The sequence below is a fragment of the Paenibacillus ferrarius genome (genome assembly GCF_002027705.1).
Lineage (GTDB): Bacteria > Bacillota > Bacilli > Paenibacillales > NBRC-103111 > Paenibacillus_E > Paenibacillus_E ferrarius.
Map to the genome: position 1 here is coordinate 235414 of NZ_MBTG01000004.1, position 23791 is coordinate 259204.

Consider the following 23791-nt stretch of genomic DNA (forward strand, 5'->3'; position numbering starts at 1 on the left):
AATTGGACAAACAGATAATTATTACAGCTAAGGAGCACTCTCATGGATGCAAGCTTATCGGATTCATTAGACACCGTTTCCTCCTCACTCGATATAAACCTTCTCGCTCTAAGAACGATTTATGATAAATGCAAGGATATCCACTTCCACGAATTCCTCATCGGGGGAACTACGCAAGCTTTCGTGGTTCATTTCGACGGCATGGTGAATCTTGAATTGCTGGACCGCGATGTGCTGAAACCATTGCTGTCGGAGTCTTCCGATGAATGGAACTGTACGGAAAAGGAGCTTTCGTCCCTAATCACCATTTCTGATATCAGAGAATTGTCGACTTTACCGGAACTTACCTTCCATATATCAGCTGGAAGTGTCGGGCTTTTCGTCGACGGCATTGCCCGAGGCTTCTCGCTCGGTTTAGCCAAATGGGAGAAACGCAGCATCGAAGAACCCTCGGCCGAATCGATTATCAGGGGACCGCGAGAAGGATTTACAGAAACAATATGCGTGAACACATCCATGCTTCGCAGAAAAATGAAAAGCACCTCGTTGAAGATGCTCGCTTACCATATAGGCAAACATACGCAAACTGAGGTGGTTGTCGTCTATATGGAAGGCATTGCGAATGAGTCGCTCATCGAGGAAGTTCAATCGCGGATTAATGATATTGAAATTGACGGCATTCTGGAAAGCGGCTACATCGAAGGACTGATTGAGGATAATCCTTTCTCGCCATTCCCGCAAATTCAAGTGACTGAGCGGCCGGACGTCGTCTGTGCAGCGCTATTAGAGGGGAAAGTTTCTATTTTGGTAGATGGAACGCCCGTTGCTCTAATTGCGCCAGCCACACTGTTCTCGCTCTTACAATCGCCGGAAGATTACTATCAACGATTTATCATTGGTACCTGCATTCGGTGGCTGCGTTATTTATTTTTTTTCATTACCCTCTTATTGCCTTCATTATATGTATCGATCCTGACCTTTCATCAAGAGATGGTGCCTACCTCCCTGCTGCTCAGCATTGCGAAATCCAGAGAGGACATTCCGTTTCCCGCGCTCATCGAGGCGCTTCTCATGGAAGTGGCTTTCGAGGCGCTCCGCGAAGCCGGCGTTCGCCTTCCCAAGCAAGTGGGCGCTGCCGTCAGTATCGTAGGCGCCTTAGTTATCGGCCAAGCAGCGACCTCTGCTGGGCTGGTCTCTTCCCCTATGGTAATGGTCGTCGCTATAACGGGGATCGCATCCTTCATGATGCCGCAGTACTCCACAGGCATCGCTTTGAGAATGCTTCGATTCCCTATTATGTTTCTATCCGGCATGTTGGGACTGCTGGGGCTCATGCTTGGGTTCATTCTCATTGTGATCCATCTGTGCTCCCTGCGCTCGCTGGGTGTCCCTTACCTTCAGCCGCTTGCTCCGATCAAAGTTTCGGAATTAAAAGATGTTCTTATTCGTGCTCCCATCTGGTCGATGCGGACACGCCCTAAATTTACTGGAAGGTCGAATGACATCCGACAGCCTTCTGGGCAAAAGCCTGAAAAAGCCAAAGGGAATGAATCTCATGATTGAAAAAGGCAAAATATCGCCAATGCAGCTGGCCATCCTTATGCATCCAACCATTATTTCCACTGCAGCCCTGAGTGTTCCATCGATTACGATGCTGACAGCGGGCATTGATATGTGGATGACACCTGTGATTGCCTCACTTGTAGGCTTATTGACGGTTTACGTCGTATATCGGTTATGTCTGAAGTTCCCCGGCCTTACTTTCGTCCAATATTCGCAAGCCATTTTGGGTTCGTATGCCGGAAAAACCATAGCGTTATTTTGCTTGGCAGCGCTTATCTATACGAATGGTCTCGTGCTGCGTGAATATGGCGAATTCATTATCGGCGATTTTCTACATGAGACACCTATGCTCTTCGTCATTGTTGGTATGGTTGCTGTCAGTGGTTACGCCGTCTATGCGGGGCTCGAAGTACTTAGTCGAGCTTCACAGATATTGATACCCGTGGCAGTACTGATCATTTTCTCCATGGTGGTTTTGATGATTCCCGATTTGCAAGTAAAGCAAATGTTTCCGATTCTGGGAGATGGCCTGCTTCCCCCCCTGCTTGGATCCATTGTACCCTCTTCTTGGTTTTCTCAATTTTTTATCCTTTCGTACTTGCTCCCCTACGTGAAGAACCGAGATAACGTGTTGAAATGGAGCTTTATAAGTGTCGCCTTGGTCATGATAACCCTGCTGGCGATCAATTTTTCCGTTTTATTCATGTTCGGTAAACTAACTCAGGGGTTTAATTATGCTTTCTTAATTGCCGTGCGCTACATTTCGATTGCCGATTTCTTAGAGCATGTAGAAGCTCTTCTAATGGCTATTTGGCTTATTGGGATATTCCTCAAAGTAGCAATTATCTATTATGCGACAGTCTTGGGAATTGCCCAACTTGCCGGGCTTGCCAGTTACCGTCCGCTTGTCGTCCCTGTTGGTGTTTTAATTATTTTGTTCAGCATCTGGGTAGCTCCCAACTTTCAGGAATTAAAACATTTCTTGGGGACAAGCTTGCCTTTTTTTTCATTGATCGTGCAGGTTGTCTTGCCCTCCTTGCTGCTAATTATGGTATCGGTTAAAGGGGCTTTCAAACGATGAGCATCAAGCACTTAGCACCTATTTTTCGCTTAAGTCTCCTATCGGGACTCTTGATCTTCCTGCTGACAGGATGCTGGGATCGCATTGAAGTCAATGATTTGGCCTTAGTCACTGGGGCAGCTATTGATAAATATGGCGACCATGAGATTGAGTTGTCCGTGCAAATATTTGTGCCGCGAGGGTCAAGCAGCGGCACTCTCGAAAGCAGCAGTACAAAAGGGGGAGAGACTAGCAATCAATCTTCCTATGTAAGATCAGCCCATGGCACGAACATTGCTGATGCTCTTTCTCACCTGCAAGAGAAACTGCCTAGGAAGGTCTTCTGGGGACACACGGAGGTTATCATCTTCGGGGAAGCTGTTGCGCGAAGCGGCATTCGTGACGATCTCGATTATTTCATGAGAGCTCCTCAACCACGAGAACGAGCCTATATGTATGTCAGCAAGGGGCAAGGCCGCGCTATCCTTGAAATGAGCACCAAGCTTGAGCGGAATACAGCGGAAGTATTGCGGGAAATTTCCATAAGCAAAATTACCCTAAGTGTAACCTTATCGGATTTGGCTCAGATGCTTGCAAGTGGTTCCGACTCGGCAGCACTGCCCTATTTGGAGCTGCTCGCTCCTTTAACTCCGAATAACTCGGATCAGACAGATAGCATTTTGAATGCAACAGCTGTATTTAAAAGTGACAAAATGGTTGGCACAATCGACGACAGTACGACCCGAGGCGTTCTCTGGCTCAGAGATGAGATTAAGCAAGCAGTTATTACGGTAACTCCCGAGGGTGTGGAAGGAACGGTTTCAGCGAACCTTCTTCGCAGCACAACGAAGCTCGAGCCTATCATTAAGGATGGAAAATGGCTGATGAATGTTTGGATTCAAACGGAAGATGACGCGGTTCAGAATACAACCAAGTTAAATTTGGTCGCTGACCCCAAAGCGCTTCAAACTGTTCAGAACGCCTTGAACGATGACATTGAGAATCGTGTTCGAGCGACTTTAGACAAAGTGCAGTTTGATTTAAAAGCAGATATATTTGACTTTGCCGGTGAATTTCACCGCGAGTACCCCAAAGAGTGGAAGAAAAATCAAAATCGTTGGGACGACATATTCCCCACGATCGAAGTCGCCATTCATGCCCAAGCCAAAATGCTGCGTCCCGGTCTATCCAGTGTCAAAGCAAGGGAGCCCATAAAGGAGAGTGCCAAATGACGAGCAAAGGGATTCCCTTACTCATGCTTGGATGCTTACTTGTCACCATCTATCAATGGCTTCGGTTAAGAAGCGCTCCAAGAAATGAACGGATTGCTTACCTCTCGATTCTAGCTTTATGTTGGATTCTTGCTATTTCCTTGGTGATCAATCCGAAACTGCCAGGTCCCTCCCAAATGGTGGACGTTGTCTTCGGTCCCCTCGGCAAACTCATCGATAAATAAAGGAGGAGCTTCCTATGGATATGAGGATTAGCGGGAAACAATTGTTCTGGATGATGCTCACGATGCAAATGGGGATGACCATCTTGCTTACTATCAATCCTTCCATTCTGGCAGCCAAGCAGGATGCCTGGATCTCAACCTGCTGCGCCGCGCTGTTTGGCATAGGTGTTGCATTTGTTTGTTCGCGATTAAGCTTGTTATACCCGAGACAAACCTTTGATACCTATGTCAAAAGTCTCTTTGGCCGCTTCTTCGGGAGTGTGATTGTCTTTATTTATTTTGTTTTCTGGTATTCCGTCCTTGCCATCATTTTACGGCAATATGCTGAATTCATTATAGCCACGATATTGCCAAGAACGCCCCCGCTGCTGCCTATGATGTGCATTCTCCTGGTTGCCATCTATGTGACTTATGCCGGGATTGAAGTCATCGGTAAAAGCAGTCAAATCCTAGGCCCTATTGCTCTGCTGGGTATCATTATTCCGCTCCTGCTCAGCATCCAGAGTATCCGGATAAACAACATTCTGCCGATATACACTGACTCAGGCCCTATCACCATTCTGCAAGGAGCTCTTCCTTCTTCCTCGTTCCTAGGGGATTGCATCATGCTGCTGGTGTTATTCAGGTTTCTTGCCAATCCGCAAACAGGAGTAAAACCAGCCTTGCTGGGAGTAGGCTTGGCTGGTTTATTAACTAGTATTTCGACTTTTTTAATTATTTCTGTTTTTGGCCACAATGTTTCATCCGGTCATACGTATCCTTACTTTAATTTGGTACGCTATATTTCCTATTTTGATTTCTTTCAAAATTTGGATTCCATCGTAATCGCTATTTGGATCATTGGCATTTTCATTAAAGTATCCCTTTATTTCTTCGTATGCACCTATGGGACCGCACAAGCCTTTGGCATTAGAAAATGGCGTAAGATGATGTGGTTCGTGGCGCCAACCGTCCTGTTGCTGGCACTCATTCCTCGTGATTTTATCGATAGCTCGGTCTTTTTTCCACAAAAAATCGCCATCCCCATCCTCTTGCCTCTGCATATGATCGCCTTGCCCTTGCTGATGTGGGCAGTCGCAGCATTCCGGAATCGCAAGCGGGAGTAATCCCTTTAAGAAATCAACCCAAATTCCCGGCCAACCTTCTGCAGGCTGCTGAGTGCAAAAGCAAGATCGTCTTGGGTATGCTGCGCTGTCACAATCAGCCTAACGCGACCCTTGTCCATGGCAACTGTGGGATACACAATGCCTTGCGCGAAGATGCCTTCCTCCAGCAGCCGATCGGAAAACCGCATGGTTTGCGCGGGATCGCCAATGATAATCGGAATAATCGGCGTTTCGCTCGCTCCCGTGTCAAACCCCAGCTGTTTCAAGGCAGCGCGGAAGCCATTCGCATTGTCCCACAGCTGCGTGACCAAACTCTCGCTCTCCTGCAGGACTTGAATTGCCGCTAGGCATGTCGCCGCAACTGCCGGCGGCTGCGATGTACTGAACAGAAACGGCCGCGCTGTATGAATCAGATGCTCCTTCAACAGCTGTGCGCCAGCTACATAGCCGCCTACTGCGCCGATCGCCTTGGATAAGGTGCCAATCTGGATGTGCACGCGGCCGTGAAGACCAAAATGGTCGGTCGAGCCTTTGCCATTTTTACCTAGCACACCGCTCGCATGAGCATCGTCCACATAGACAATGGCATCATAAGCTTCTGCCAATTGAACAATATCGGGAAGTGGTGCGATATCCCCGTCCATGCTGAAGACACCGTCCGTCACGACTACACGCTTGCGGAAATGCTGTGTTTCTTTGAGAACAGCCTCAAGCTGATTCATATCCTTGTGAGCAAAAATTTTGCGGCTCGCCTTGGTCAGGCGGATGCCGTCAATAATGCTCGCATGATTCAATTCGTCGCTGATGACCACATCGTCAGCCCCCAGAATCGAGGATAGCGCCCCTTGGTTCGTAGTGAAGCCGGACTGGAACACAAGCGCTGCTTCCGTGCCTTTGAACTTGGCCAGCTCCATTTCGAGTTCTTCATGAATATCGAGAGTGCCTGTAATCGTCCGCACCGAACCGCTGCCTACGCCGTATTTATCAATAGCGCTTATAGCCGCTTCCTTCAGCTTGGGATGATGCGTAAGCCCTAAATAATTATTGGAGGACATCTGAAGAATTCGTCTTCCGTTCAGATTCATCCACGTGTCAGAGCCGCTTTCCCAGACTTTGATCGAACGGTATCGCCCTGCTTGCTTCCAGCCTTCAATATCAGCAGCCAAATCTTTCAAATAATTCATAAAATCCTCCCCCTTAGTGTAAAAATACGATTTTCCCACATTGCCCTTGCTCCATTAATTGAAAAGCTTCCTCATATTGATCAAGTCTGAATCGGTGGGTAATGACGGAAGCCAAATCCAGTCGCTTCTGGTTCAGCAAGCCTTTCATTTGATACCAGGATTCGTACATTTTGCGCCCCGTAATCCCTTCAACACGCAGTCCCTTGAAAATAATTTGATTGGTGACGTCCAAACTAACTTCTCGCGTCGGAATGCCCAGCAGAGAAATTCGTCCTGCCTTAGCCGCAGCTTTAAAGCCATCAGCTATCGCCTGAGGATTGCCGGACATCTCAAGCACGACCTCCACGCCTTCTCCATCCGTCAAGGCAAGCAAAGCTTCCGATGTACGCGTTTCCAAAGCATTGATAATGTGATCGGCCCCCATCTCCAAAGCCATTTGCAAGCGGCCTGCGTTGATATCTACGGCATAGATCACTCCGGCTCCACAGGCTTTGGCCACTTTAATCGCCAGCAATCCAATCGGCCCTACGCCGATGATCGCAACTGATTTGCCCACGATGTCGCCTGACAAAACCGTTTGCACCGCATTGCCTAGCGGGTCTTGCAAACAAGCGATCTCATAAGGCAGCTTCGGATCGTTATGAATAATATTACTGGCCTTCACCACCGCAAATTCGGCAAAACAGCCAGGCGCTGTAATTCCAAAACTCTTCGTATTCGGGCATACATGGGAGTTTCCAGTCCGGCACGCTTTGCAATTCCCGCATACCATATGTCCTTCTGCCGACACCTGATCACCGATCTTAACGCCCGTCACCCGTTTACCGATTTCCACCACAATACCGGCAAACTCATGCCCAAACACATTGGGAGTAACAACCGTTTGATCCGCCCATGCATCCCAGTTGTAGATATGCAAATCGGTTCCGCAAATCGAAGTTGCCTTGATTTGAACGAGTACTTCATCCTCTCCGCAAATCGGAACAGGTACTTCTTTAAGAACAGCCCCCGGGCCTCTGTGATCTTTCACTAATCCAATCATCGTTTCGCCCATATTCATTCCCCCACGAAAAAGTTTAATATATTGTACGTATGTGCGTTTTAATACTTATATATACGATACTACACGAATGTATGTTATATTGTAAATAGGCTTTGGTAAAAATATGAACCGCTAACATAGGAGGAATAGAAATGAACGAACCCATACATAAAATGGTAGGCCGCAAGCTTCTGAACATTCGCAAAACCCGAGGGTTAAGCTTAGATCAAGTGGCGGAGCTGACAGGCGTCAGCAAGGCAATGCTGGGGCAAATCGAACGTGGAGATTCCAATCCGACAATATCCGTATTATGGAAAATTGTAAGCGGGCTGCAGATTTCCTTCACGAGCTTAATTGAAGAGGATCAACCCAAAATCACGATTGTCCGGGCTGCCGAGCTTTCCCCCTTCGAAGAGGAAGACGGAAACTACCGAGCGTACCCGCTGTTCCCTTTTCATCCGCAGAAAAGTTTTGAAGTATACACAGTAGAGATGGAAGCCGGCTGCTTCCATGCATCCGATCCCCATAATGAAGGGGTGGAAGAGTACATTTTGATGGTTTCAGGCAAGCTGGAAGTGACGATCGCCCACGAAAGCTATACCCTTGGCGCCCAGGATGCGATTCATTTCTCGGCGGATCGACCGCATGTTTATAAGAACGTTTCTGACACCAAAGTCGTCTATAAGACCTTGATCTATTATCCTTCTTCCTAAAATCGGACCCCCACGGGAGAAGAAAACAATCTTCTCCCTTTTTCATACAGCCACCCACATATTCCTTTTTTTATGGGGAATATTATTTCTGTTGGAACGTATTTCACAGAAAGGGCGGATGATTCATGAAGGGCACAGTCAAAATGATTGTTCTCAATATTGTTCTCCTCGTCATTCTTGTCGGAGGAGCTGGGCTTGGCTACTACTTTTACAATCGTTCGATCAATTATTTGACAACGAATAATGCACAAATAACAGGTGAACAGATCGCCGTTAGTCCTTCCGCAGCTGGCAAATTGACGGATTGGTACGGGGAAATCGGCAAGAAGTATTCGCAAGGCGAGCGAATTGGCAGTGTTTTAACGTCAACGAATTCAGTGGATATCACGGCGCCTAAGGCAGGAACTATCGTTCAACAAACTGCCGTTGTCAATGCCATCGTATCGCCCGGCATTCCGCAAGCCTATCTGTATGACTTGGATCGGTTATGGGTAACAGCCAATGTGAAAGAAACAGATTTGAATGATGTGAAAGTCGGGCAGGCTGTGGACATCTACATTGATGCTTTTCCGGGGACAACCTTAATGGGAAGAGTGGATCAACTGGGATTAGCGACAGCAGGGACATTCTCGCTTATGCCCACGTCCAATACGAATGGCAATTACACGAAAGTCACGCAGGTTGTTCCTGTGACCATTTCTCTGGAAGGAAATCGCGGGTTGGGGATTATTCCGGGCATGAGTGTCACGGCTCGTATCCATAAGTAAGGGAGCAATTCGATGAATATGTATGTGGCAGGTTACGCGCTATTCAGTTTGCTTGTTCTCTTTACCGTCAATTGGATCTTCGTGCGCAGAAGAAAGCAGCGCAGCAATCTTCCCGCAGGCCCCTACTCTCCGATTCCGGAACCATCCAATCTACTGGTTGAAATGTCAGATGAATTGAGCGGTCAATTCGAATCCACCGGGGAAGCTGCACCAAGCTCAGCTCCGGAAAAGAAGGCTGAAATCAAAGTCGGACAACTGCTCACCGTGCTGATGCTGGGTGCATTCGTCTCCATCTTGAACCAGACACTGATTAACGTTGCTATTCCCCATATCATGACGGACTTCAACGTTTCAGCGAATGTCGTGCAGTGGTTGACGACAGGCTATATGCTGGTGAATGGCGTGATGATTCCCATCACCGCTTTTCTCATCGAACGATATGGATCACGGTTTATGTTCCTTACGGCGATGATCTTGTTCACAGCCGGGGCAGTTATCTGCGCGGTTGCCCCCAACTTCTCCATCCTTATGGCAGGACGAGTCGTACAAGCATCAGGTGCGGGAATTATCATGCCCCTCATGATGACAGTGTTCTTAACCGTCTTTCCTCCTGAAAAGAGGGGGAGTGCCATGGGAACCATGGGCATTGCCATGATTTTCGCACCGGCGATTGGCCCCACTTTATCTGGTTGGATTGTACAAACCTACACTTGGCGCCTGTTATTTTATATCGTCCTGCCTATTGGCTTGATCGATATCATTTTGGCATTTTTCCTTATGGGGAATGTGACCAAAATGTCGAAGGTGAAATTCGATTTCTGGGGTTTTCTCTGCTCCACGGTTGGATTCGGAGGCTTGCTCTTTGCTTTCAGCGAAGCAGGCTCTGCCGGATGGCTCAGCATTCGAGTGCTGGGAACCCTGTCTATCGGGATCATCAGTCTTATTCTCTTTGTGTGGCGAGAGCTTACCGTGAAAGAACCTATGATCGACTTGCGGGTGTTCACTTACAACATCTTTACGTTAACCACGATAGTAAGCTCGATCATCAATATGGCGATGTTTGCAGCTATGATCCTGCTCCCGATTTATCTCCAAAATATTCGCGGTTTCACACCGCTAGCATCAGGCTTGCTGCTGCTTCCGGGTGCGATTCTCATGGGGATTATGCAGCCGATTGCCGGCATGATTTTCGACCGGATTGGCGTTCGGCTGCTGGCCATCGTGGGATTGATCATCACAACCGTCACGACGTGGGAGTTCAGCCAATTAACGGCTGATACCACTTACAATCATATCCTGCTGCTGTATTGTCTGCGCATGTTCGGCATGTCCTTCATGATGATGACGATCATGACCGAAGGAATGAATCAGCTGCCGCGGCATCTGCACAGCCATGGAACAGCCATGTCGAATACGCTTCGCCAGGTTGCCGGCTCCTTGGGCACGGCCTTGCTGGTAACCGTCATGAGCTCTCGGGCTGATTTTCATTTGGGCAACAAAAGCAGCACATTCGCATCAACGAATCCTTATATCGTTAGCGAACTCAGCCGATTAGGCCACGGTATCGCAGCAATGGCACATATTCCCGTTGAAGCCGGGACCAAACTTGTATCAACATTGCTATATGCCACGTCGGCGAAGGATTCCACCATCAGCGGCATCAATGATGCTTTCTTGATTGCCACAGGAATTACCGCTGTAGCGCTCTTCCTGTCATTCTTCATCAGTCGAGTGAAGCAGCAGTCATAAATAAAGAAAGTCCATGTCTCGGGGAGGAGACGTGGACTTTTTTGAGCTTGGGACTGCGGCGAGACAACAACCATTAATGAATACGCTTACAATAAATATCTATACTTACAAAATGGCCTCAAAGGTATGCCGAATGACGTCACCCCTGCTGATGATCCCGACAAGAACGCCTTGACGCAGAACAGGCAGCTTTTTGATTCGTTTTTTTCCAAGTATAGCCGCTATTTCCTCAATGTCCTCTTCCCAGTCAACAGAAACGACCTTCTTCTTGGCGATTTGCATCACATTAAGAGGTAGCAGGCGGCGAACTCTTTCTTGGAACTCTTCGTTGTCTCCTTTGATCACAGCCATATAGAAATAGGAACCAAATACATAATCATCATGCTTGCCGATATAACGCATAATATCTCCATCACTAATGTAAGCCACCACTTCGTTCCGCTCATTCACGACCGGAAGCCCGCTAATTCGGCGCTCAATGAATTTCTCAATGACAGCACGTACGGAATCGGTTTCCTTCACTTTATAAACTTGACAAACCATAATATCAGATGCTTTCATATTGGTTCCCCTCCAGTAAAAAAAGTTACTTCCATGTCTAAAATGAAAGGTATACTGGTATCATTTCAACTAATAGGTAGGTAACCTATATATTTATTTTACATCAATTTTTTATAACTTTAAAGCGTTATTTTCGCCCATTTTCTCGCTTCGGCTGTTGACGTTACACCCATCAATTATTATGATAACAACTGAACAGTCCTAATGTTGAAACTTTCCATATGAGGTGAAAAAAATGAATGCAGATCATTATGAAAACGTTGCCCTCTTACGAGGACTGCTCTTGCGTTTGGCAAGATCAGATTGGCGAAAACTCACCAAATGGAGCATTAAAGCGAGCGAGGTTCGTTTGCTGCTGGTCCTGAAAGAAAACAGTTTGCTCGGGGAAAGCCAGCGTATGACTGTTTCAGATATTAGCAAGATTCTGCAAGTTACTTCTCCGACTGTCACCCAAATGATTAATAATTTGATCAAAAATGATTATGTCATACGAACCATCCATCCCACCGATCGAAGAATAGCCGAAATCACACTGTCCCAAAAAGGGGACAAGATCGCACAAGAAGCTAGTGAAATGTTCACGAAAATGTTTGAAGGATTAATTGATTTCTTGGGCAAAGAGCAAAGCGATCAGCTTATCCACCTCATGGATCAATCTATTGTTTATTTTGAGCAGGTAGATATAGAGAAGCTTTGAGAATGATTGTATGGATATGACGAAAGCCCAAGCGGTGTGCTTGGGCTTTTGAGTTTATGAACTCCGACTGGAGAATTTTAAGAAAGTACGGTGCGATCAATGAAGTGTTCCTAGGAAAAGGTAAAGATGATCGAATCGAAAAGCAGGTTACCGTTAAACAATAGGCTTTGATCATTCGAGGGTTTTTGGAGCTTAGAGCCGCAAAGTGCTAAAAGCACACCATATTGCTATTTGATAATCTAGTTGCCTAGAACATAAATTATTCCATCAATATCTCAGAAAGTGTACTTCTAAGATCACTAATCATTTTTTTGAAATCATTATTCTTTCTCTCAACATCTATTTCTTCTTTCTCCTCTTCCAAAAAAACTAGCGTGTAGTTATCAAGCTCATTTAATAGTAGCACTACCTCATCTCTAATCTGGGTGTATTTTAACCAGAACGAAACTTTTACTTGGTTCAAGGAATATATCATTTCCCCATCATAAAGCTCCCCAACAATTGGATTTATTCTTATTCTTTTTATGGCTTCAGGTATGATATAAAAAGGATGATAATTCTGTCTTAACAGCTTAGCTACGTCCCCATCGGATAATTCTTTAACCTTAGTATTGAGTATTTTTCCAAATCATTTTGACATTGAAGAGCTTTCATCTACAACATACTCTTTGTGAATCCTTCGATCTCAGCAATTTCAATAATTGATAGTTCACTTTGATCATTTCTCATAGAATGCCTCCTCTGTTATCCACCATTATTTAGTTTAAAGCGATTTGAAGCCATGATAAGCGATTGTTAGTATTACTTTTAAAATTCAGCTTAAATCAAACGTAGTCCAACCAGCAGAATTAATCTCACTTTTTAGCTGTGCAAAAGTTTTCTCAGGATGTTGGCCTTCTATCGATTCTACAAATACAAATCTTGTAAAAGGTCTCGTAAAGAACTCAATAAAAGGAAGTCGTGCACAACTATCTCTTTGTCCTATACACTTATCATTCTTTCTAATAATTTCAACTTTTTTATCGGTTAAGTTCTCACTTCTTTTTCTGTATTTTATCCAGTTCTCATTACATTCCTTGAAATCCACAAATTTATCTATTCCAGATTCATCCATATAACTAAGACCATTTGGCATAATGCTTTTAATAACTTTCATAAGTCCTCCTTTACGCTACTAATCTCCCCAAAACTGGTCATCATTTACGTAGTCATCCCACAGCTGGACGAAGGTGTGAACAGAGCTCAAGCGAACGCGTGGGAGAAATCCTGGTTTTGATGGGTTGGAGCTTCCTGTAACTAGCGAGTTTGATAAAAAGCTTCGCGATTAAACCTTAAAACTTAAAATTCGTTCCAAAAATCATAAATAAATGCTATTTTATGGATAGAGTTTCTCTGCCAACAGAGGCTGAGCTTTATAGTGTAAGATAACTTTGAGGGGCAGATTAATAATCCGCTGAGTTTGAATTTGTATACGTATGTAATGAATAGTCAATCCTGTGGGGACTGGTTTTCACAGTATCTCCATCAGTATAAGCAGAGACAAAGACTCAGGCACTCATTTGTCTCATGCAGAAATTAGTCTATGTTATCTATGCGCTTAATGAAGCATGAAACGGAACATTTAATGCCAGCAATGCAACTAAAGCAAGTTGGATGATGGTAACTAGATGATTTTGGCTTTCACCTTTTCTATCGGTAAATGACGGTTTATTTAATGAAGATAGCTACCAAGGACAGATTGATAATCCGCTGGGTTTGAATTTGTATACGTATGTTTATAATAATCCCTTGACTCATACTGATCCGACAGGACATGATCCTTTGGGGGATTGGTTCTCAGGGTATCTAGGACAATATAAGCAAAAAGCAGTAGAGGTTTTAACCGATGTACGAGACAATCCACTTAAATATCTTGGATACTACTATGCTAATTTATTGATAGCAGCTGGTCCAGAAATTGCCTTTGAGGGTGCAGTTGAGGGATATGCGTTTTATAAAGCTTTAAAGGGTGTATCAAAAGTAATTGACAATGGTGGTTTATTAGATAGCGCAAACTTTGCCCAAAAGACTTATAGTGCAAGGAAATTTAGTGACGAAGGAATTAAGTATTACTCTGATATTGCTGGACGCTCAGTAAATAATGTGGAAGATTTAGTAGGTGCAATAAAAAATAGTGAGATTCAGGTTTCTCAGGTTCCAATTGACTATATTGTAAGAGAAGGTAATACCCTAATATTAAACACAAGGTCTTCTCAAGCACTTGAACAAGCAGGAATACCAAGAAGTCAGTGGAATGCAATAAATAGAACAGGAGATGAACTATTTGAAAAACTATTAACCGACCAGTTAGAAAGAAATAAGCTTACTTCTGAAGGTGTTCCAACTGTTAGACCAACTGGGCAAAAATAGGAGTGAAAAAGATGGAGAAAATAGAAAAGTGGAAATTCCCTGTATCCTCGAACTGTATATGTAGCGGTGTAAACCTTACTTATCAAAAAGGCGATGCTATTTTGACCTATGATTATTATGATATTGATAATGATGACAAGGTCTTCAACGGAGGGCTTATATTTAGCGGCACGGTAGCACATAGACATTCATCGGAGAAATTTACAAAGTATATCGAGGGATCGTATGATACACTTTTGGAAATCACTAACTCCGATTGGATCAATGAATTGACTACCCTAAGTCCAGATTGGGCAAAAAGATTGAGTATGAAGAATTTTGCCATTTACTTAGATAGTTATGGGCTTTTTGAATTTATTGCAAAGGATTTTATTGTAATGAATATTAAAGAAGGGGAAATGGAACAGGGTGCTTAAGTGGATTATATTAAATTAAGCCAAGAAGTTTCTTATGCTTTAAGACATGCACCCTGGGAATACGAATTGGAAATGGATAACGAAGGTTGGGTTCCCGTAGAGCAGTTAATAACGGCATTAGGGATGAAAGAACAGTGGAAGTATATAAGTCAAAACGATTTAGATACTATGATTGAGTTGTCTGCTAAGAAAAGACATGAGATAGTCAGAGACAACATTCGGGCAATTTATGGACACTCTGTTCCTAAGAAAATTTCAAGAACAGCCGAGATCCCTCCAACGATTCTTTATCACGGAACAGCTACTTGGTTAGTAAAACAAATTCTAGATCAAGGACTGTTACCCAAGGGTAGGCAGTACGTTCATCTTTCCATTGAAAAACATACTGCTGAATTAGTTGGGCAACGAAAAGACCTCAAACCAATAATATTAATGGTTAATGCAGAACTAGCTTATACTGAAGGGATTATTTTTTATCGTGGTAATGATTTGGTGTGGTTGTCAGATCACATTCCTCCAAAATACATTACGGTTGTAAGTAATCTACTTTGATAAACAGAAATCCCTAACAATTTAGCAGACCCCTTTGCGACTATCGCCTTGGTGGTCTTTTTTTATATGCCGTTGTATCGACAACAGTGAAAGCAACCGCCATACTGCTCTTCTCAGCCTCGAATCAGGTATACAACGAAGAATCAAAGCCTATGCCTACGGCACTTACACAGCCTCACTGTGCCTTATGCAGGGATAAACGGCTTGCCCCCAAGTTGATTCCTTGCAGGGATGGCTTGCAGTCTTTCAAACCCTAGTCGGACAGGCTTAGCTGTCAGGTTCGGTTTGAAAGGCGCAAGCTCCCTGCTCGGTTGAATCAACAGCGGCAAGCCGTTTATGCGCATAAGGCCCAGCGTGAGGCGTTTCGGTTGCCGTCGGTAGCGGCTTTGATTCTTCGGATCTTAAAACCCTCGTTCGCGCCGCGGCCAAGGACAGACGGCTTTTTACAAACGCGCTTCTCGCAGCGCTTCGCTCCTTCCCCCTTTTGGGGCTGGATACGCTCATGCTCCTGCTGGCTTGCTCCTCACCTTGGCCCTTATTCACGGCTGCACAGGCTTCCTCGGTCGAAGCATAACCCGCAAGGTCTCCCCCCCCCCCCATTTTTTGATGTATTCCTTCGAAGCACTGCTCTATAACGAAACTGACGTTTTTGAATTTTTCCCTTTCTTTTTTTATGCACTTTTTTGATCTAAGAAACGACAAAGCTTTAGGTGCCATCTGGAATAAATTTCATGATTATGAACCAAAGCAATGAAGCGGCATATTGCCACTCCTGCCACTGATTAAATTTTAAAATTTATCAGCCTGTCGCGGTGAAACTGTCTATTGTGCAAAGCCGCGATACTCTATGAAATGTGATATTTACTATGCCCCGATCTGTTGTTAGTGATTTATCATTTATCGGCAAAAAGAAACCACATGGAGTTGTTACACTCGCATGTGGCTTCCTTGAATTATCTGTTAATGCGTACTTTGTGAGAAAAAATCATCTAGTAATTCGTAAAATTTGTCAAATGCCGCTTCATCGTTACTTGAGAAAAAAGTAATCAGTTCAGCCCAACTATGGGTTGTATTTATATTATATCGCCGTTGAATATATCCTTGAAATTCAGAAAGAAAAAAATAATTAGGTTCTTTATTTACTTCGTTATGATAGGCTATGTAACCATTCAGATATGCCTGGAGTAGATGTAAAGATTTTTTCCCGATATACATACCAGGTCTTTGTTTCATTTCTTGGATTTTTTTGTATAATATATCCACACTTATCCTCCTTGATTTATACTTGTTCTAGTAATAGTCCTATTACCAACACCATAGAAATCGTTTAACCAATCTTGATAAGATGTACCATTGGTATGAATATTATCGTAAACCTTATCTTCATACAATATTCCTGTATGGTATCCATTTTGACTAATAGCTTCAGTCCCGTAAGTATTACTTACTATGAAACCTGGTGAATCGTATTTTATGGATACCTGTTCCCCGTTCAGACCATTTTTTAGCAAATAAGATTTCATATCATTTGCGGCTTCAGCGCATTGACAGTTTCCGTATTTACCCGCAATTGCAGATAGTGACCATCCCGCAGAACTTTGTAGTATCGTTGGTGCATGTTCTACAAACGGCGTTGTTATGACCGTAGGTGTCTGATCTTGAAATGGTGTAGTAATTATGGTTGGAGCATTATTCCCAAATGTTGTTTGTGTCACGGAAACTGATTGTTGTTCAATTGGTGTGATAGTTATATTAATACCTGATTCGCCATCGTATGGGGTTTCTGTTACTATACTTTCTGGCGGATGTGTCGCAAACCATGATGTGTACGCCAAATCAAATAAAAATGCAACTCCTTCAGCAGCAGCAATTATTGCAGGGTTATGTCCAGTTTTGTCGTTATACTTTGTTGGATTATTCCATCCATACGTATACAAATTCAAACTCAGCGGATTATCAATCTGCCCTTCATTGGTATCCTCATTAATTAAGCCGTAATTATCCCATAGAAAAGTGGCAAGTGTGAGTTTCCAGTTACAACCAAATTATATCATCCAGCTTGCTTTAGTGGCACTGCTGCATCATATTTTCCGTTTTATTCTTCATTAGGGCATAGATAACATAAACTAATTTCCAAATGTGACAAATGATTGCCTAAGTCTTTGTCTTTGGGGCACATATTTATTCAAAAAATCAGGTCAGCGAAACCGCGGCAGACAAAAAGAAAACCACCCTACGATGGTTAGTCGCAAGATGGTTTAATCTAATAAATCAATTATTACTCCAAACTTCCTCAAATAAAATACCGCTAAGATTACTTGCTAAAACAACATTTCTAAACTCTTCTGAGACAAAGACCGAATGTTGTGGCATTTCTGCAATTTTAAAAATATGTTCATTGCTAACTACATCAGCAATAAACTCGTATTTTTTAAATTTCATAATCCTTCCACTTCTAAATTTAACAACTTCTGATTTTTCAAAATCAATGCAATTTAACAAATTCACCACATTTATGATGTAGTATTCCTCCCTATCAAATTTAATTGGTAATATTTCAACGGAATTATTGATAAGTGATCCTAGCAGTTCAACTGCCTTTTTACTAAACACTGGTGCGCCCACGAAATATGGTATATCACTTCTAAGTTTCTGCGGTTCATCAAATAATTTTAGCTCAATCGGTGACCACTCTTGGATCAATGGTTTCCCATCAATTTTGTCTACTATAGACCAATCACCATTAGCCACCTCAAAACCTTCGTAATTCTCCACATCATAACTTAGCTTCAATATTTTCATGTAAGCACCGCCGATTCATATTTTATTTAGTTTCTTATAGAAAAAGTCCCATCAGTTAATTCTTTTCTATTTTGATGAAGACCATCAATTACATCATCTTTTGATTTTGCGCCACTCAACATTTCATCAACATTTTTGTAATAATCATCAGTATGGATTTTTCTATGATTCAATTCAATATAACCATCTTTTGTTGGTAAAAATACTCCATTGTCTGCTGAATCAATATCCACTCCGTACTTAGCCAAAACACTTTTTGCAAAGTTAGCCCTCTTATCGTTTGCTGCTACAATATGATGTGCTGCATTTCCATACAATGGTTCGGCATATCCACCGTTTATAAGGTTTTTTCTAAGTAAGGCGGAGTTACTACTTGTTAATATATAAATTGACTGGTCAAATGCCGGTTCTTGCTGAATTACTGTTGGTGCATTTTCATCAGGTATATGCTGAAAAATGCTCATTTGTTGCTCATCAGCAATCCATTGTTTTGTAGACTCACTTGGAGGCAATAAAGTTTTAGGATCAATGTATGGATCATTATCTAAGATGCTATGACTATAATAATATGCTGCTGGGTCTAGGGTCCCCGCCGAACCTGATCCTAAACCAGCCATTCCAGCTGCCCCCGCCGCTCCACCTAAAGCACTGCCTAATGATGATGACATGTTACAAACCATACAATGCCCTGTCGGATCAGTATGAGTCAACGGATTATCTGCGGTAGGTTCTCTTGTTGGTTGACGATATCCCAAATATCATCCTGGTACGAGTTCAGCTTCGTATTTTCAGTACTAACCATCAAGTTTACCACGCCATCATGACCATTGTGAACGTAATAAGCCTTACCTGCGGTATCCATTCCTGCAACTAGACAGTTACCGCCAATGTATCGCGCCTTAAGTAACAAAAAAATTCAATCACCGTGGTATCTGACCATAATCGACCTGCCTAACGTATCATAAACCGTTATTCAGGTTATACATTTCAAGCATTTTGTGCGTACAAAGAAATGACGAAAACATTGTAGTAGTATTACATGGGTTAAGTGTGTTATTGGTTGAATAATGGGGTCCATTCGGCACTAGGTAGCCCGACAAAAGAAAAAACCTTGAAAGGGATGTGGCCAATTAAGGTTAAATACAAATTTAACAAGTACGTTTGTAGGTTAATTACTTCACAGATTCACAGAATTAACTTCAACTGTGTATCCCATTGATTTTCTAGTTTTTCATCTTCAGTCACATGATGTTTAAACACGTCAATAGTCTTTTGTAAACTTATCATTTGTCAACAGGTACATTTAAAATATAGAAATAAGCAACCCACAACACGAGGGTTAGTCGTATTGTGGGTTGCTTGATTGACCTTAACTGAATTAGTTCATACGGCACTGGATAGCCCCCACCAAAACAAAGTTAGGGATTTGATGCAAAATAATCATTAATTATATCAGTCAGTTTCTGTTTTTGAATGTAAGACTCTGCTAAGTAGTCAATAAAAAACTCTTCTACTTCAATTATTTTGAACCTACTTAAATAAGTAAAAGCTAAAACCAATGAGTTTGATAGTGAATTTGACGAAAAGTACTTACTATCATTTTGTAAAGAAGCCTTTGAATACTCAAGTACAATCCCCATAAATCTTTTATCTTCATGATTAATCATTGCATATAAAATTGTATCTATTTTAGAAGAATCATTTTCTCTAAAGGTTCTAGAAATCTCATTTACGGTTAGTTCTTCAAGTAACATACTTTCTTTTTCAATTTTGTATAATTCCAATGTCGTACTATCATCGTTGTAATAACTTTCCCAAAAGGAGTCGAATGACCAACTTTCTGGAAGTACTTTAAAGCAACTTTGGTCCTGAACTACCACCCATCCTCTCGGTAATTTACCCGATATTACTTGGAATAGGGTAGAAGGGTAGGGAATAACACTTCCAGTATCATTTTCTATCCTATATAATAAATGATTTCCTACAGACTTAGCAAAAGAGGAACATTCCTTATCGTAAACCTCAATCGATAAAACAATATAACAATTATTCACTGTTATAGCATTGTAGTCCTTGCTGTTGATTTCCTTCGTTAAACACTTAACCTTCACTAGTCCCCCCCCTTTTGAATTAGAGAGATGATCTGGAAAAATCGATCATCTCATTTGTTATTTAGTATTGAATTAAGGATACATTTGTTCCGGATAAATATAAGATTTTTCTTGCCCGTTCATCTTCATTTTATTATCAAAAGGACTTACTTCTCCAGTCTTTAAATTCTGATAAAAGTGGAATTTAAAGTCTCCAAAAGGACTAGCGTATGTTGGTGACTCCATTTTTGCCCAGTCGCTCATTGAACTTCCATCCTTTGTTAATGCTTTTACCACATTTACATCTTTTAATTTTTCTCCTGGAATAATAGCTGTTGATTTCGATACTACATCGGGATGAAGAGAACCATCTTTAAATAAGGATGTAAACTCCTCATTTTTCAATTGTTCCTTAAGTTTCGAGAAATCTGCAATATTATCTGCCGTGCCCTCACCTATCTTGCCCATCTTACTGAAGAATTTCCCTTCTGTACTCATAGAAAGGTATACTCCGCCTTGAGCAAGTGCTGCAATATCCCCAGAAGTAAATTCACCGTCTGTGAGCGTATCATAGTTTTCTGGCCCTACAACGCCTTCACGAACAAACATTTTGAGACCAATGGTGAAATATTGCCAATTAGTGAGTTTTGCACTTCCCCCTTCACCAGCTGATCCTTCAACTACATGTCCTGTAGGATCAACATGCGTCAACGGATTATTGTTAACATACGTATAAAGGTTCAACGATAACGGATTATCCATCTGCCCCTCATTACTATCTTACGCTATAAAGCTCAGCCCCTAAAGACAGAGAAGTCCTATCCATAAAATAGCATTTATTTACGGTTTTTGGAACCATTTTCGGTTGTTTAGCGGCACATTCTTGGTTTTAAGCGGAACTTTCCATCTAACCCGCCAGTTACAGGAAAGCCCCAACCCATTAAAACCAAGATTTCTCCCGCGCCTTCGCTTGAGCTTCGTCCACACCTTTTTTTAAAGACGGCTCAACCCTATCATTTTCAGTCATTCCTCTACTCATTTTCTGCTCGTCGCAACGGTTCCGGCAGGCGATACGCGGTTTTACTTTTGAGTATCCCATACACGATGTTCACCAATCGCCGCATCACGCAGATGAACGCTTGTCTCTTCGTTTTGCCCTCCGACAGCTTGCGGTGAAAGTACTCATGAAACAACGGATTCCTCGGTGTTTTCGTGCCTCGATGCACAGCAAGCTGCCTTATCGCCAGCGACATGAAGATACTGTGCAAACTGCGGTCGCCTTGCTTACTTTTGTAGTACTTTCCTTTACCTCCAGATCCGGCGAAGATTGGGGCAATACCCGCATATCTCGCCAGTTTATCAGCATTCGCAAACCGCGAGACATCGCCGATCTCAGCCACAAGCTCGGCAGATGTGACCACATCCACGCCCGTGATCGTGTGCAATTGGCAGCCGATCTGCTCCAGCATGTCGCGCAGCTTCGCGTCAAATTCCGTGATTTCTTTCAGATAATAACGGATTTGCTTCACCAAGCTGCGGATAACGAGTTCTTTCTCTTCCACGTAATGAACGCTCGCTTGCCCGTCTGCTTCGATGCAGCGCAGGATCTGTTCCGCTTTCTTCGTGGAGCAAGCGTTGTTGCTATGCTTGCGAAGGAACTCGGCAAGCCGCTCTGCTGTAACCTTCTCCAGATGACGCGGAGAAGGGAAGGTGCGCCAGAACGCCAGTGCTGTTTTGCCGTCAATTTCGCTGAAATAACGGCGATAGCTCGGGTACGTGTAGCTTAACTGTACGTGTAGTTGCCGGATGACAGCGGACAAGCTTTTCACGATGCCACTGCGCCTTGTAGACAATTGACGCATGACCCAGTAATGCTCGTCCGGCTTGAAGTCGGGCAGACGATTGAGGTCGTCGCGCATCACGCGCGCCACGCATTCAGCGTCCCAGCTATCGCTTTTGTGAACGGTAGGGAACCCTTTTCGCTTTTCGCTAGCGAACGCGGGATTGACGGATTTCACCCATTGGTTGCTCTGAATCAGGTACAGTCCGAACGCCCAGCCGTACCCTCCGGTGTCTTCCAATCCGTATACGGCTTTCATATCGGGTTCCAAACAACTTTGCACCTTGGCGAGCACTTTCGGGAAAGCCGCTGGCGTGTTGTCGAACTGGATTTCGCCTAACTTTTCGTTCCAGTAATTGAGTATCACGGCGGTATGCTGGCTTTTGTGCAAATCGACTCCGACATAGGCATAGTGGAGTTGCTGCTTTTGCAAAGACTCACGCTCCTTTGGGGATGGTCGAACCTCAGCAGGAAGGGACATGTCGGCATCCTCGGCTCAAGCGTTAGCTTCCGAAGAAGCCCGCAAAGATAGCTAAGCCAGTCCATATTCGCAGCCTGTCAGGTGCGACAGATTTAAGGGCAAAAGCCCTTACCTGTTCCACCAACGCATGAAAGTAGAACAGGTAAATGCTTTTTGGGAGAAGCAACGAACAGGACGGCATCCTCATTTCGAGCGTTGGCTTTCAGGGAAAGCCCACAAACATAGCGCAGCCTGTTCCTGCTCGTTGCTTCTATTAAAAACTTTTGCAGGAACAACGAGCAGGCGGCATCCTCGTTTCGAGCGTTGGCTTTCGGGGGAAAGCCCACAATGATAGCGCAGCCTGTCCGGCTCCTTGTTCCTATTTGGGCAAAAGTCCTTACCCGTTCCACCTGCGTGCAAGTGGAACCAGTAAAGGCTCTTGTCATCCTTGCTTCATCTTCCAGACCTTCGTCCAGCCCTTAGGGGCAAGGACTTCATCGGTGAAATACTTGGGATTGTATCGCGCCTTGACCTTGCGGACGCGGATGCTCTCGAAGATGACCTGCCCAGGACGGACGATCATCTTCTTAATCCAGCCGCCCTGCATCGTCTTTTCCCAGACTTGCGTGGAACAATTGGCGAAGTAGACGCGCAGAGCGGCTTCAATGACCGCGTTCGCGCCATCCATGTCGCATTGCTCGGCTTTCTCCTTCGCCAATCTCAGCAATTCGGCGTCCAGATTCGTCGTGTACTTGACCCGTGTCATACGTGCATCCTCCTTCGAGTAGTCGAATGGTAATTTCCCCTTGCTTCTCCAGTACTTCCACCTTGCAGCCGGACGTGAAGCCGAGCGCTTCCAGCCACTTGCCTTGCAACCGCATGAACGGAGCCTCTACAATCTGATAGTTGGCATTGCGATAAAGGAACGCCTTCGAAACGGTAAGCTTACGCATAACCAAAACCTCTCTCCCTATGAAATAGAGAGGAAAGATGCGAAAGGCACGGCAGGGTAAAGCCTACACATGAACCTTGGTAGATATGGTATAATGTTCCAAGGTCGCAGTGACAGCCGGAAGGCTGTGTGTAGGTAGTCTAAGTACCTGCATGAGCTTGCAAGTGCGTCAACACTTGTAAGTCACGGCGACCCTTCTCATTCTCCTCAGCCTAGCAACCCGCAAATGGCTTGATAGAGCCACTTCGAGCCGTGGTAAACCACACTTACGGCAACGCCCATCGCGATAAGCCGAATCTGCCACCGCATCCAGCGGTTGCCTTCCATCTGTTCCAGTCTGTACACCGAACCTCCACCTCCTGCTCACATGTT

28 protein-coding genes are annotated in these 23791 nt (G+C 43.9%); 12 read left to right on the forward strand and 16 right to left on the reverse strand.

All coding sequences use genetic code 11. The annotated features are described in order from the left end of the window. The first annotated feature begins 42 nt into the window (after positions 1–42). Genes BC351_RS06460 through BC351_RS06480 form a run of 5 tightly spaced genes read left to right on the forward strand, consistent with a single transcriptional unit; the run spans position 43 to position 5185 of the window. Positions 43–1563 (forward strand): spore germination protein, encoded by a 1521-nt coding sequence (locus BC351_RS06460; protein WP_079409902.1) that lies wholly within the window; start codon positions 43–45, stop codon positions 1561–1563. Then, positions 1556–2644: a GerAB/ArcD/ProY family transporter gene (locus BC351_RS06465; protein WP_158081992.1), complete on the forward strand. Its 1089-nt coding sequence runs from the start codon at positions 1556–1558 to the stop codon at positions 2642–2644. The genes BC351_RS06460 and BC351_RS06465 overlap by 8 nt, the downstream gene beginning before the upstream one ends. After that, on the forward strand, positions 2641–3855 hold the full coding sequence (locus tag BC351_RS06470; RefSeq protein WP_079409904.1) for a Ger(x)C family spore germination protein: 1215 nt from the start codon (positions 2641–2643) through the stop codon (positions 3853–3855). Before BC351_RS06465 ends, BC351_RS06470 begins: the two co-directional genes overlap by 4 nt. Then, a complete protein-coding gene (locus BC351_RS06475) occupies positions 3852–4079 on the forward strand; it encodes a hypothetical protein (protein ID WP_079409905.1) in 228 nt (75 codons plus the stop codon). The genes BC351_RS06470 and BC351_RS06475 overlap by 4 nt, the downstream gene beginning before the upstream one ends. Positions 4080–4093: 14 nt before the next feature. Next, positions 4094–5185 carry a GerAB/ArcD/ProY family transporter gene (locus tag BC351_RS06480; RefSeq protein ID WP_079409906.1) on the forward strand — a complete coding sequence of 364 codons (1092 nt, stop codon included), beginning with the start codon at positions 4094–4096 and terminating at the stop codon, positions 5183–5185. A gap of 5 nt (positions 5186–5190) precedes the next feature. On the opposite strand, the gene BC351_RS06485 is transcribed toward BC351_RS06480, so the two are convergent. After that, complete coding sequence (locus BC351_RS06485) at positions 5191–6369, reverse strand: glycine C-acetyltransferase (RefSeq protein ID WP_079409907.1); 1179 nt, start codon at positions 6367–6369, stop codon at positions 5191–5193. A 13-nt stretch (positions 6370–6382) separates the two neighbouring features. After that, on the reverse strand, positions 6383–7423 hold the full coding sequence (gene tdh / locus BC351_RS06490; protein ID WP_079409908.1) for an L-threonine 3-dehydrogenase: 1041 nt from the start codon (positions 7421–7423) through the stop codon (positions 6383–6385). Between the two features lie 140 nt (positions 7424–7563). Between tdh and BC351_RS06495 the strand changes: the two genes are divergently transcribed. The 3 genes from BC351_RS06495 to BC351_RS06505 all read left to right on the forward strand — a co-directional run bounded on the left by BC351_RS06495 (position 7564) and on the right by BC351_RS06505 (position 10640). After that, on the forward strand, positions 7564–8124 hold the full coding sequence (locus BC351_RS06495; RefSeq protein ID WP_079409909.1) for a helix-turn-helix domain-containing protein: 561 nt from the start codon (positions 7564–7566) through the stop codon (positions 8122–8124). 125 nt (positions 8125–8249) lie between these two features. Beyond that, complete coding sequence (locus BC351_RS06500) at positions 8250–8891, forward strand: HlyD family secretion protein (protein ID WP_244208901.1); 642 nt, start codon at positions 8250–8252, stop codon at positions 8889–8891. A 12-nt stretch (positions 8892–8903) separates the two neighbouring features. Then, on the forward strand, positions 8904–10640 hold the full coding sequence (locus BC351_RS06505) for a DHA2 family efflux MFS transporter permease subunit (RefSeq protein ID WP_079409910.1): 1737 nt from the start codon (positions 8904–8906) through the stop codon (positions 10638–10640). A gap of 105 nt (positions 10641–10745) precedes the next feature. On the opposite strand, the gene BC351_RS06510 is transcribed toward BC351_RS06505, so the two are convergent. Further along, positions 10746–11201: a CBS domain-containing protein gene (locus tag BC351_RS06510; protein ID WP_079409911.1), complete on the reverse strand. Its 456-nt coding sequence runs from the start codon at positions 11199–11201 to the stop codon at positions 10746–10748. Positions 11202–11436: 235 nt separating this feature from the next. Between BC351_RS06510 and BC351_RS06515 the strand changes: the two genes are divergently transcribed. Further along, positions 11437–11898, forward strand: coding sequence for a MarR family winged helix-turn-helix transcriptional regulator (locus BC351_RS06515; RefSeq protein WP_079409912.1), 462 nt, complete (start codon positions 11437–11439; stop codon positions 11896–11898). Positions 11899–12157: 259 nt separating this feature from the next. Here BC351_RS06515 and BC351_RS43835 read toward each other — a convergent pair whose 3' ends face one another. Both BC351_RS43835 and BC351_RS06525 read right to left on the reverse strand, forming a co-directional pair. Next, the gene (locus BC351_RS43835; RefSeq protein WP_158081995.1) at positions 12158–12517 is read right to left on the reverse strand and encodes a contact-dependent growth inhibition system immunity protein; all 360 of its coding nucleotides are present in this window, start codon (positions 12515–12517) and stop codon (positions 12158–12160) included. Positions 12518–12712: 195 nt separating this feature from the next. After that, a complete protein-coding gene (locus tag BC351_RS06525) occupies positions 12713–13054 on the reverse strand; it encodes a hypothetical protein (RefSeq protein ID WP_079409914.1) in 342 nt (113 codons plus the stop codon). A 665-nt stretch (positions 13055–13719) separates the two neighbouring features. Here BC351_RS06525 and BC351_RS06530 point away from each other — a divergent pair. Genes BC351_RS06530 through BC351_RS06540 form a run of 3 tightly spaced genes read left to right on the forward strand, consistent with a single transcriptional unit; the run spans position 13720 to position 15275 of the window. Further along, positions 13720–14307 (forward strand): hypothetical protein, encoded by a 588-nt coding sequence (locus tag BC351_RS06530; RefSeq protein WP_079409915.1) that lies wholly within the window; start codon positions 13720–13722, stop codon positions 14305–14307. Positions 14308–14318: 11 nt separating this feature from the next. Next, on the forward strand, positions 14319–14723 hold the full coding sequence (locus BC351_RS06535; RefSeq protein WP_079409916.1) for a hypothetical protein: 405 nt from the start codon (positions 14319–14321) through the stop codon (positions 14721–14723). Continuing rightward, the gene (locus BC351_RS06540; protein WP_079409917.1) at positions 14724–15275 is read left to right on the forward strand and encodes an RNA 2'-phosphotransferase; all 552 of its coding nucleotides are present in this window, start codon (positions 14724–14726) and stop codon (positions 15273–15275) included. It abuts the gene before it with no gap. Between the two features lie 267 nt (positions 15276–15542). Here BC351_RS06540 and BC351_RS41405 read toward each other — a convergent pair whose 3' ends face one another. The 11 genes from BC351_RS41405 to BC351_RS42075 all read right to left on the reverse strand — a co-directional run bounded on the left by BC351_RS41405 (position 15543) and on the right by BC351_RS42075 (position 23764). Next, a complete protein-coding gene (locus BC351_RS41405; protein ID WP_144028295.1) occupies positions 15543–15818 on the reverse strand; it encodes a hypothetical protein in 276 nt (91 codons plus the stop codon). A gap of 417 nt (positions 15819–16235) precedes the next feature. Beyond that, positions 16236–16538 carry a hypothetical protein gene (locus tag BC351_RS06550; protein WP_079409919.1) on the reverse strand — a complete coding sequence of 101 codons (303 nt, stop codon included), beginning with the start codon at positions 16536–16538 and terminating at the stop codon, positions 16236–16238. 2 nt (positions 16539–16540) lie between these two features. Next, entirely contained in the window at positions 16541–17212 is a 672-nt protein-coding gene (locus BC351_RS06555; protein ID WP_158081993.1) for a papain fold toxin domain-containing protein, read from the reverse strand. Positions 17213–17546: 334 nt separating this feature from the next. After that, the gene (locus tag BC351_RS06560) at positions 17547–18077 is read right to left on the reverse strand and encodes an imm11 family protein (RefSeq protein ID WP_079409921.1); all 531 of its coding nucleotides are present in this window, start codon (positions 18075–18077) and stop codon (positions 17547–17549) included. A gap of 26 nt (positions 18078–18103) precedes the next feature. Then, the gene (locus tag BC351_RS06565; RefSeq protein ID WP_144028297.1) at positions 18104–18832 is read right to left on the reverse strand and encodes an AHH domain-containing protein; all 729 of its coding nucleotides are present in this window, start codon (positions 18830–18832) and stop codon (positions 18104–18106) included. Positions 18833–19495: 663 nt separating this feature from the next. After that, entirely contained in the window at positions 19496–20188 is a 693-nt protein-coding gene (locus BC351_RS06575) for a hypothetical protein (RefSeq protein WP_079409924.1), read from the reverse strand. Positions 20189–20260: 72 nt separating this feature from the next. Beyond that, positions 20261–20929 carry an RHS repeat-associated core domain-containing protein gene (locus tag BC351_RS06580; RefSeq protein ID WP_079409925.1) on the reverse strand — a complete coding sequence of 223 codons (669 nt, stop codon included), beginning with the start codon at positions 20927–20929 and terminating at the stop codon, positions 20261–20263. A gap of 269 nt (positions 20930–21198) precedes the next feature. After that, positions 21199–22440: an IS110 family RNA-guided transposase gene (locus BC351_RS06585; protein ID WP_425270904.1), complete on the reverse strand. Its 1242-nt coding sequence runs from the start codon at positions 22438–22440 to the stop codon at positions 21199–21201. 469 nt (positions 22441–22909) lie between these two features. Continuing rightward, on the reverse strand, positions 22910–23233 hold the full coding sequence (locus BC351_RS06595; protein ID WP_079409928.1) for a hypothetical protein: 324 nt from the start codon (positions 23231–23233) through the stop codon (positions 22910–22912). Continuing rightward, a complete protein-coding gene (locus BC351_RS06600; RefSeq protein WP_079409929.1) occupies positions 23130–23420 on the reverse strand; it encodes a SymE family type I addiction module toxin in 291 nt (96 codons plus the stop codon). Before BC351_RS06600 ends, BC351_RS06595 begins: the two co-directional genes overlap by 104 nt. Positions 23421–23626: 206 nt before the next feature. Beyond that, the gene (locus BC351_RS42075) at positions 23627–23764 is read right to left on the reverse strand and encodes a hypothetical protein (RefSeq protein WP_158081994.1); all 138 of its coding nucleotides are present in this window, start codon (positions 23762–23764) and stop codon (positions 23627–23629) included. Between the last annotated feature and the right edge of the window lie 27 nt (positions 23765–23791).

What these genes read in the sequence shown, in the direction of transcription:
- BC351_RS06500 (WP_244208901.1), top strand. Translation starts at nt 8,250, where the DNA reads ATGAAGGGCACAGTCAAAATGATTGTTCTCAATATTGTTCTCCTCGTC.
- tdh (WP_079409908.1), bottom strand. Translation starts at nt 7,423, where the DNA reads ATGGGCGAAACGATGATTGGATTAGTGAAAGATCACAGAGGCCCGGGG.
- BC351_RS06460 (WP_079409902.1), top strand. Translation starts at nt 43, where the DNA reads ATGGATGCAAGCTTATCGGATTCATTAGACACCGTTTCCTCCTCACTC.
- BC351_RS06580 (WP_079409925.1), bottom strand. Translation starts at nt 20,929, where the DNA reads ATGGATAATCCGTTATCGTTGAACCTTTATACGTATGTTAACAATAAT.
- BC351_RS06480 (WP_079409906.1), top strand. Translation starts at nt 4,094, where the DNA reads ATGGATATGAGGATTAGCGGGAAACAATTGTTCTGGATGATGCTCACG.
- BC351_RS06595 (WP_079409928.1), bottom strand. Translation starts at nt 23,233, where the DNA reads ATGACACGGGTCAAGTACACGACGAATCTGGACGCCGAATTGCTGAGA.
- BC351_RS06465 (WP_158081992.1), top strand. Translation starts at nt 1,556, where the DNA reads ATGATTGAAAAAGGCAAAATATCGCCAATGCAGCTGGCCATCCTTATG.
- BC351_RS06535 (WP_079409916.1), top strand. Translation starts at nt 14,319, where the DNA reads ATGGAGAAAATAGAAAAGTGGAAATTCCCTGTATCCTCGAACTGTATA.
- BC351_RS06515 (WP_079409912.1), top strand. Translation starts at nt 11,437, where the DNA reads ATGAATGCAGATCATTATGAAAACGTTGCCCTCTTACGAGGACTGCTC.
- BC351_RS06485 (WP_079409907.1), bottom strand. Translation starts at nt 6,369, where the DNA reads ATGAATTATTTGAAAGATTTGGCTGCTGATATTGAAGGCTGGAAGCAA.
- BC351_RS06560 (WP_079409921.1), bottom strand. Translation starts at nt 18,077, where the DNA reads ATGAAAATATTGAAGCTAAGTTATGATGTGGAGAATTACGAAGGTTTT.
- BC351_RS06475 (WP_079409905.1), top strand. Translation starts at nt 3,852, where the DNA reads ATGACGAGCAAAGGGATTCCCTTACTCATGCTTGGATGCTTACTTGTC.
- BC351_RS06505 (WP_079409910.1), top strand. Translation starts at nt 8,904, where the DNA reads ATGAATATGTATGTGGCAGGTTACGCGCTATTCAGTTTGCTTGTTCTC.
- BC351_RS06510 (WP_079409911.1), bottom strand. Translation starts at nt 11,201, where the DNA reads ATGAAAGCATCTGATATTATGGTTTGTCAAGTTTATAAAGTGAAGGAA.
- BC351_RS06470 (WP_079409904.1), top strand. Translation starts at nt 2,641, where the DNA reads ATGAGCATCAAGCACTTAGCACCTATTTTTCGCTTAAGTCTCCTATCG.
- BC351_RS06495 (WP_079409909.1), top strand. Translation starts at nt 7,564, where the DNA reads ATGAACGAACCCATACATAAAATGGTAGGCCGCAAGCTTCTGAACATT.
- BC351_RS06600 (WP_079409929.1), bottom strand. Translation starts at nt 23,420, where the DNA reads ATGCGTAAGCTTACCGTTTCGAAGGCGTTCCTTTATCGCAATGCCAAC.
- BC351_RS06525 (WP_079409914.1), bottom strand. Translation starts at nt 13,054, where the DNA reads ATGAAAGTTATTAAAAGCATTATGCCAAATGGTCTTAGTTATATGGAT.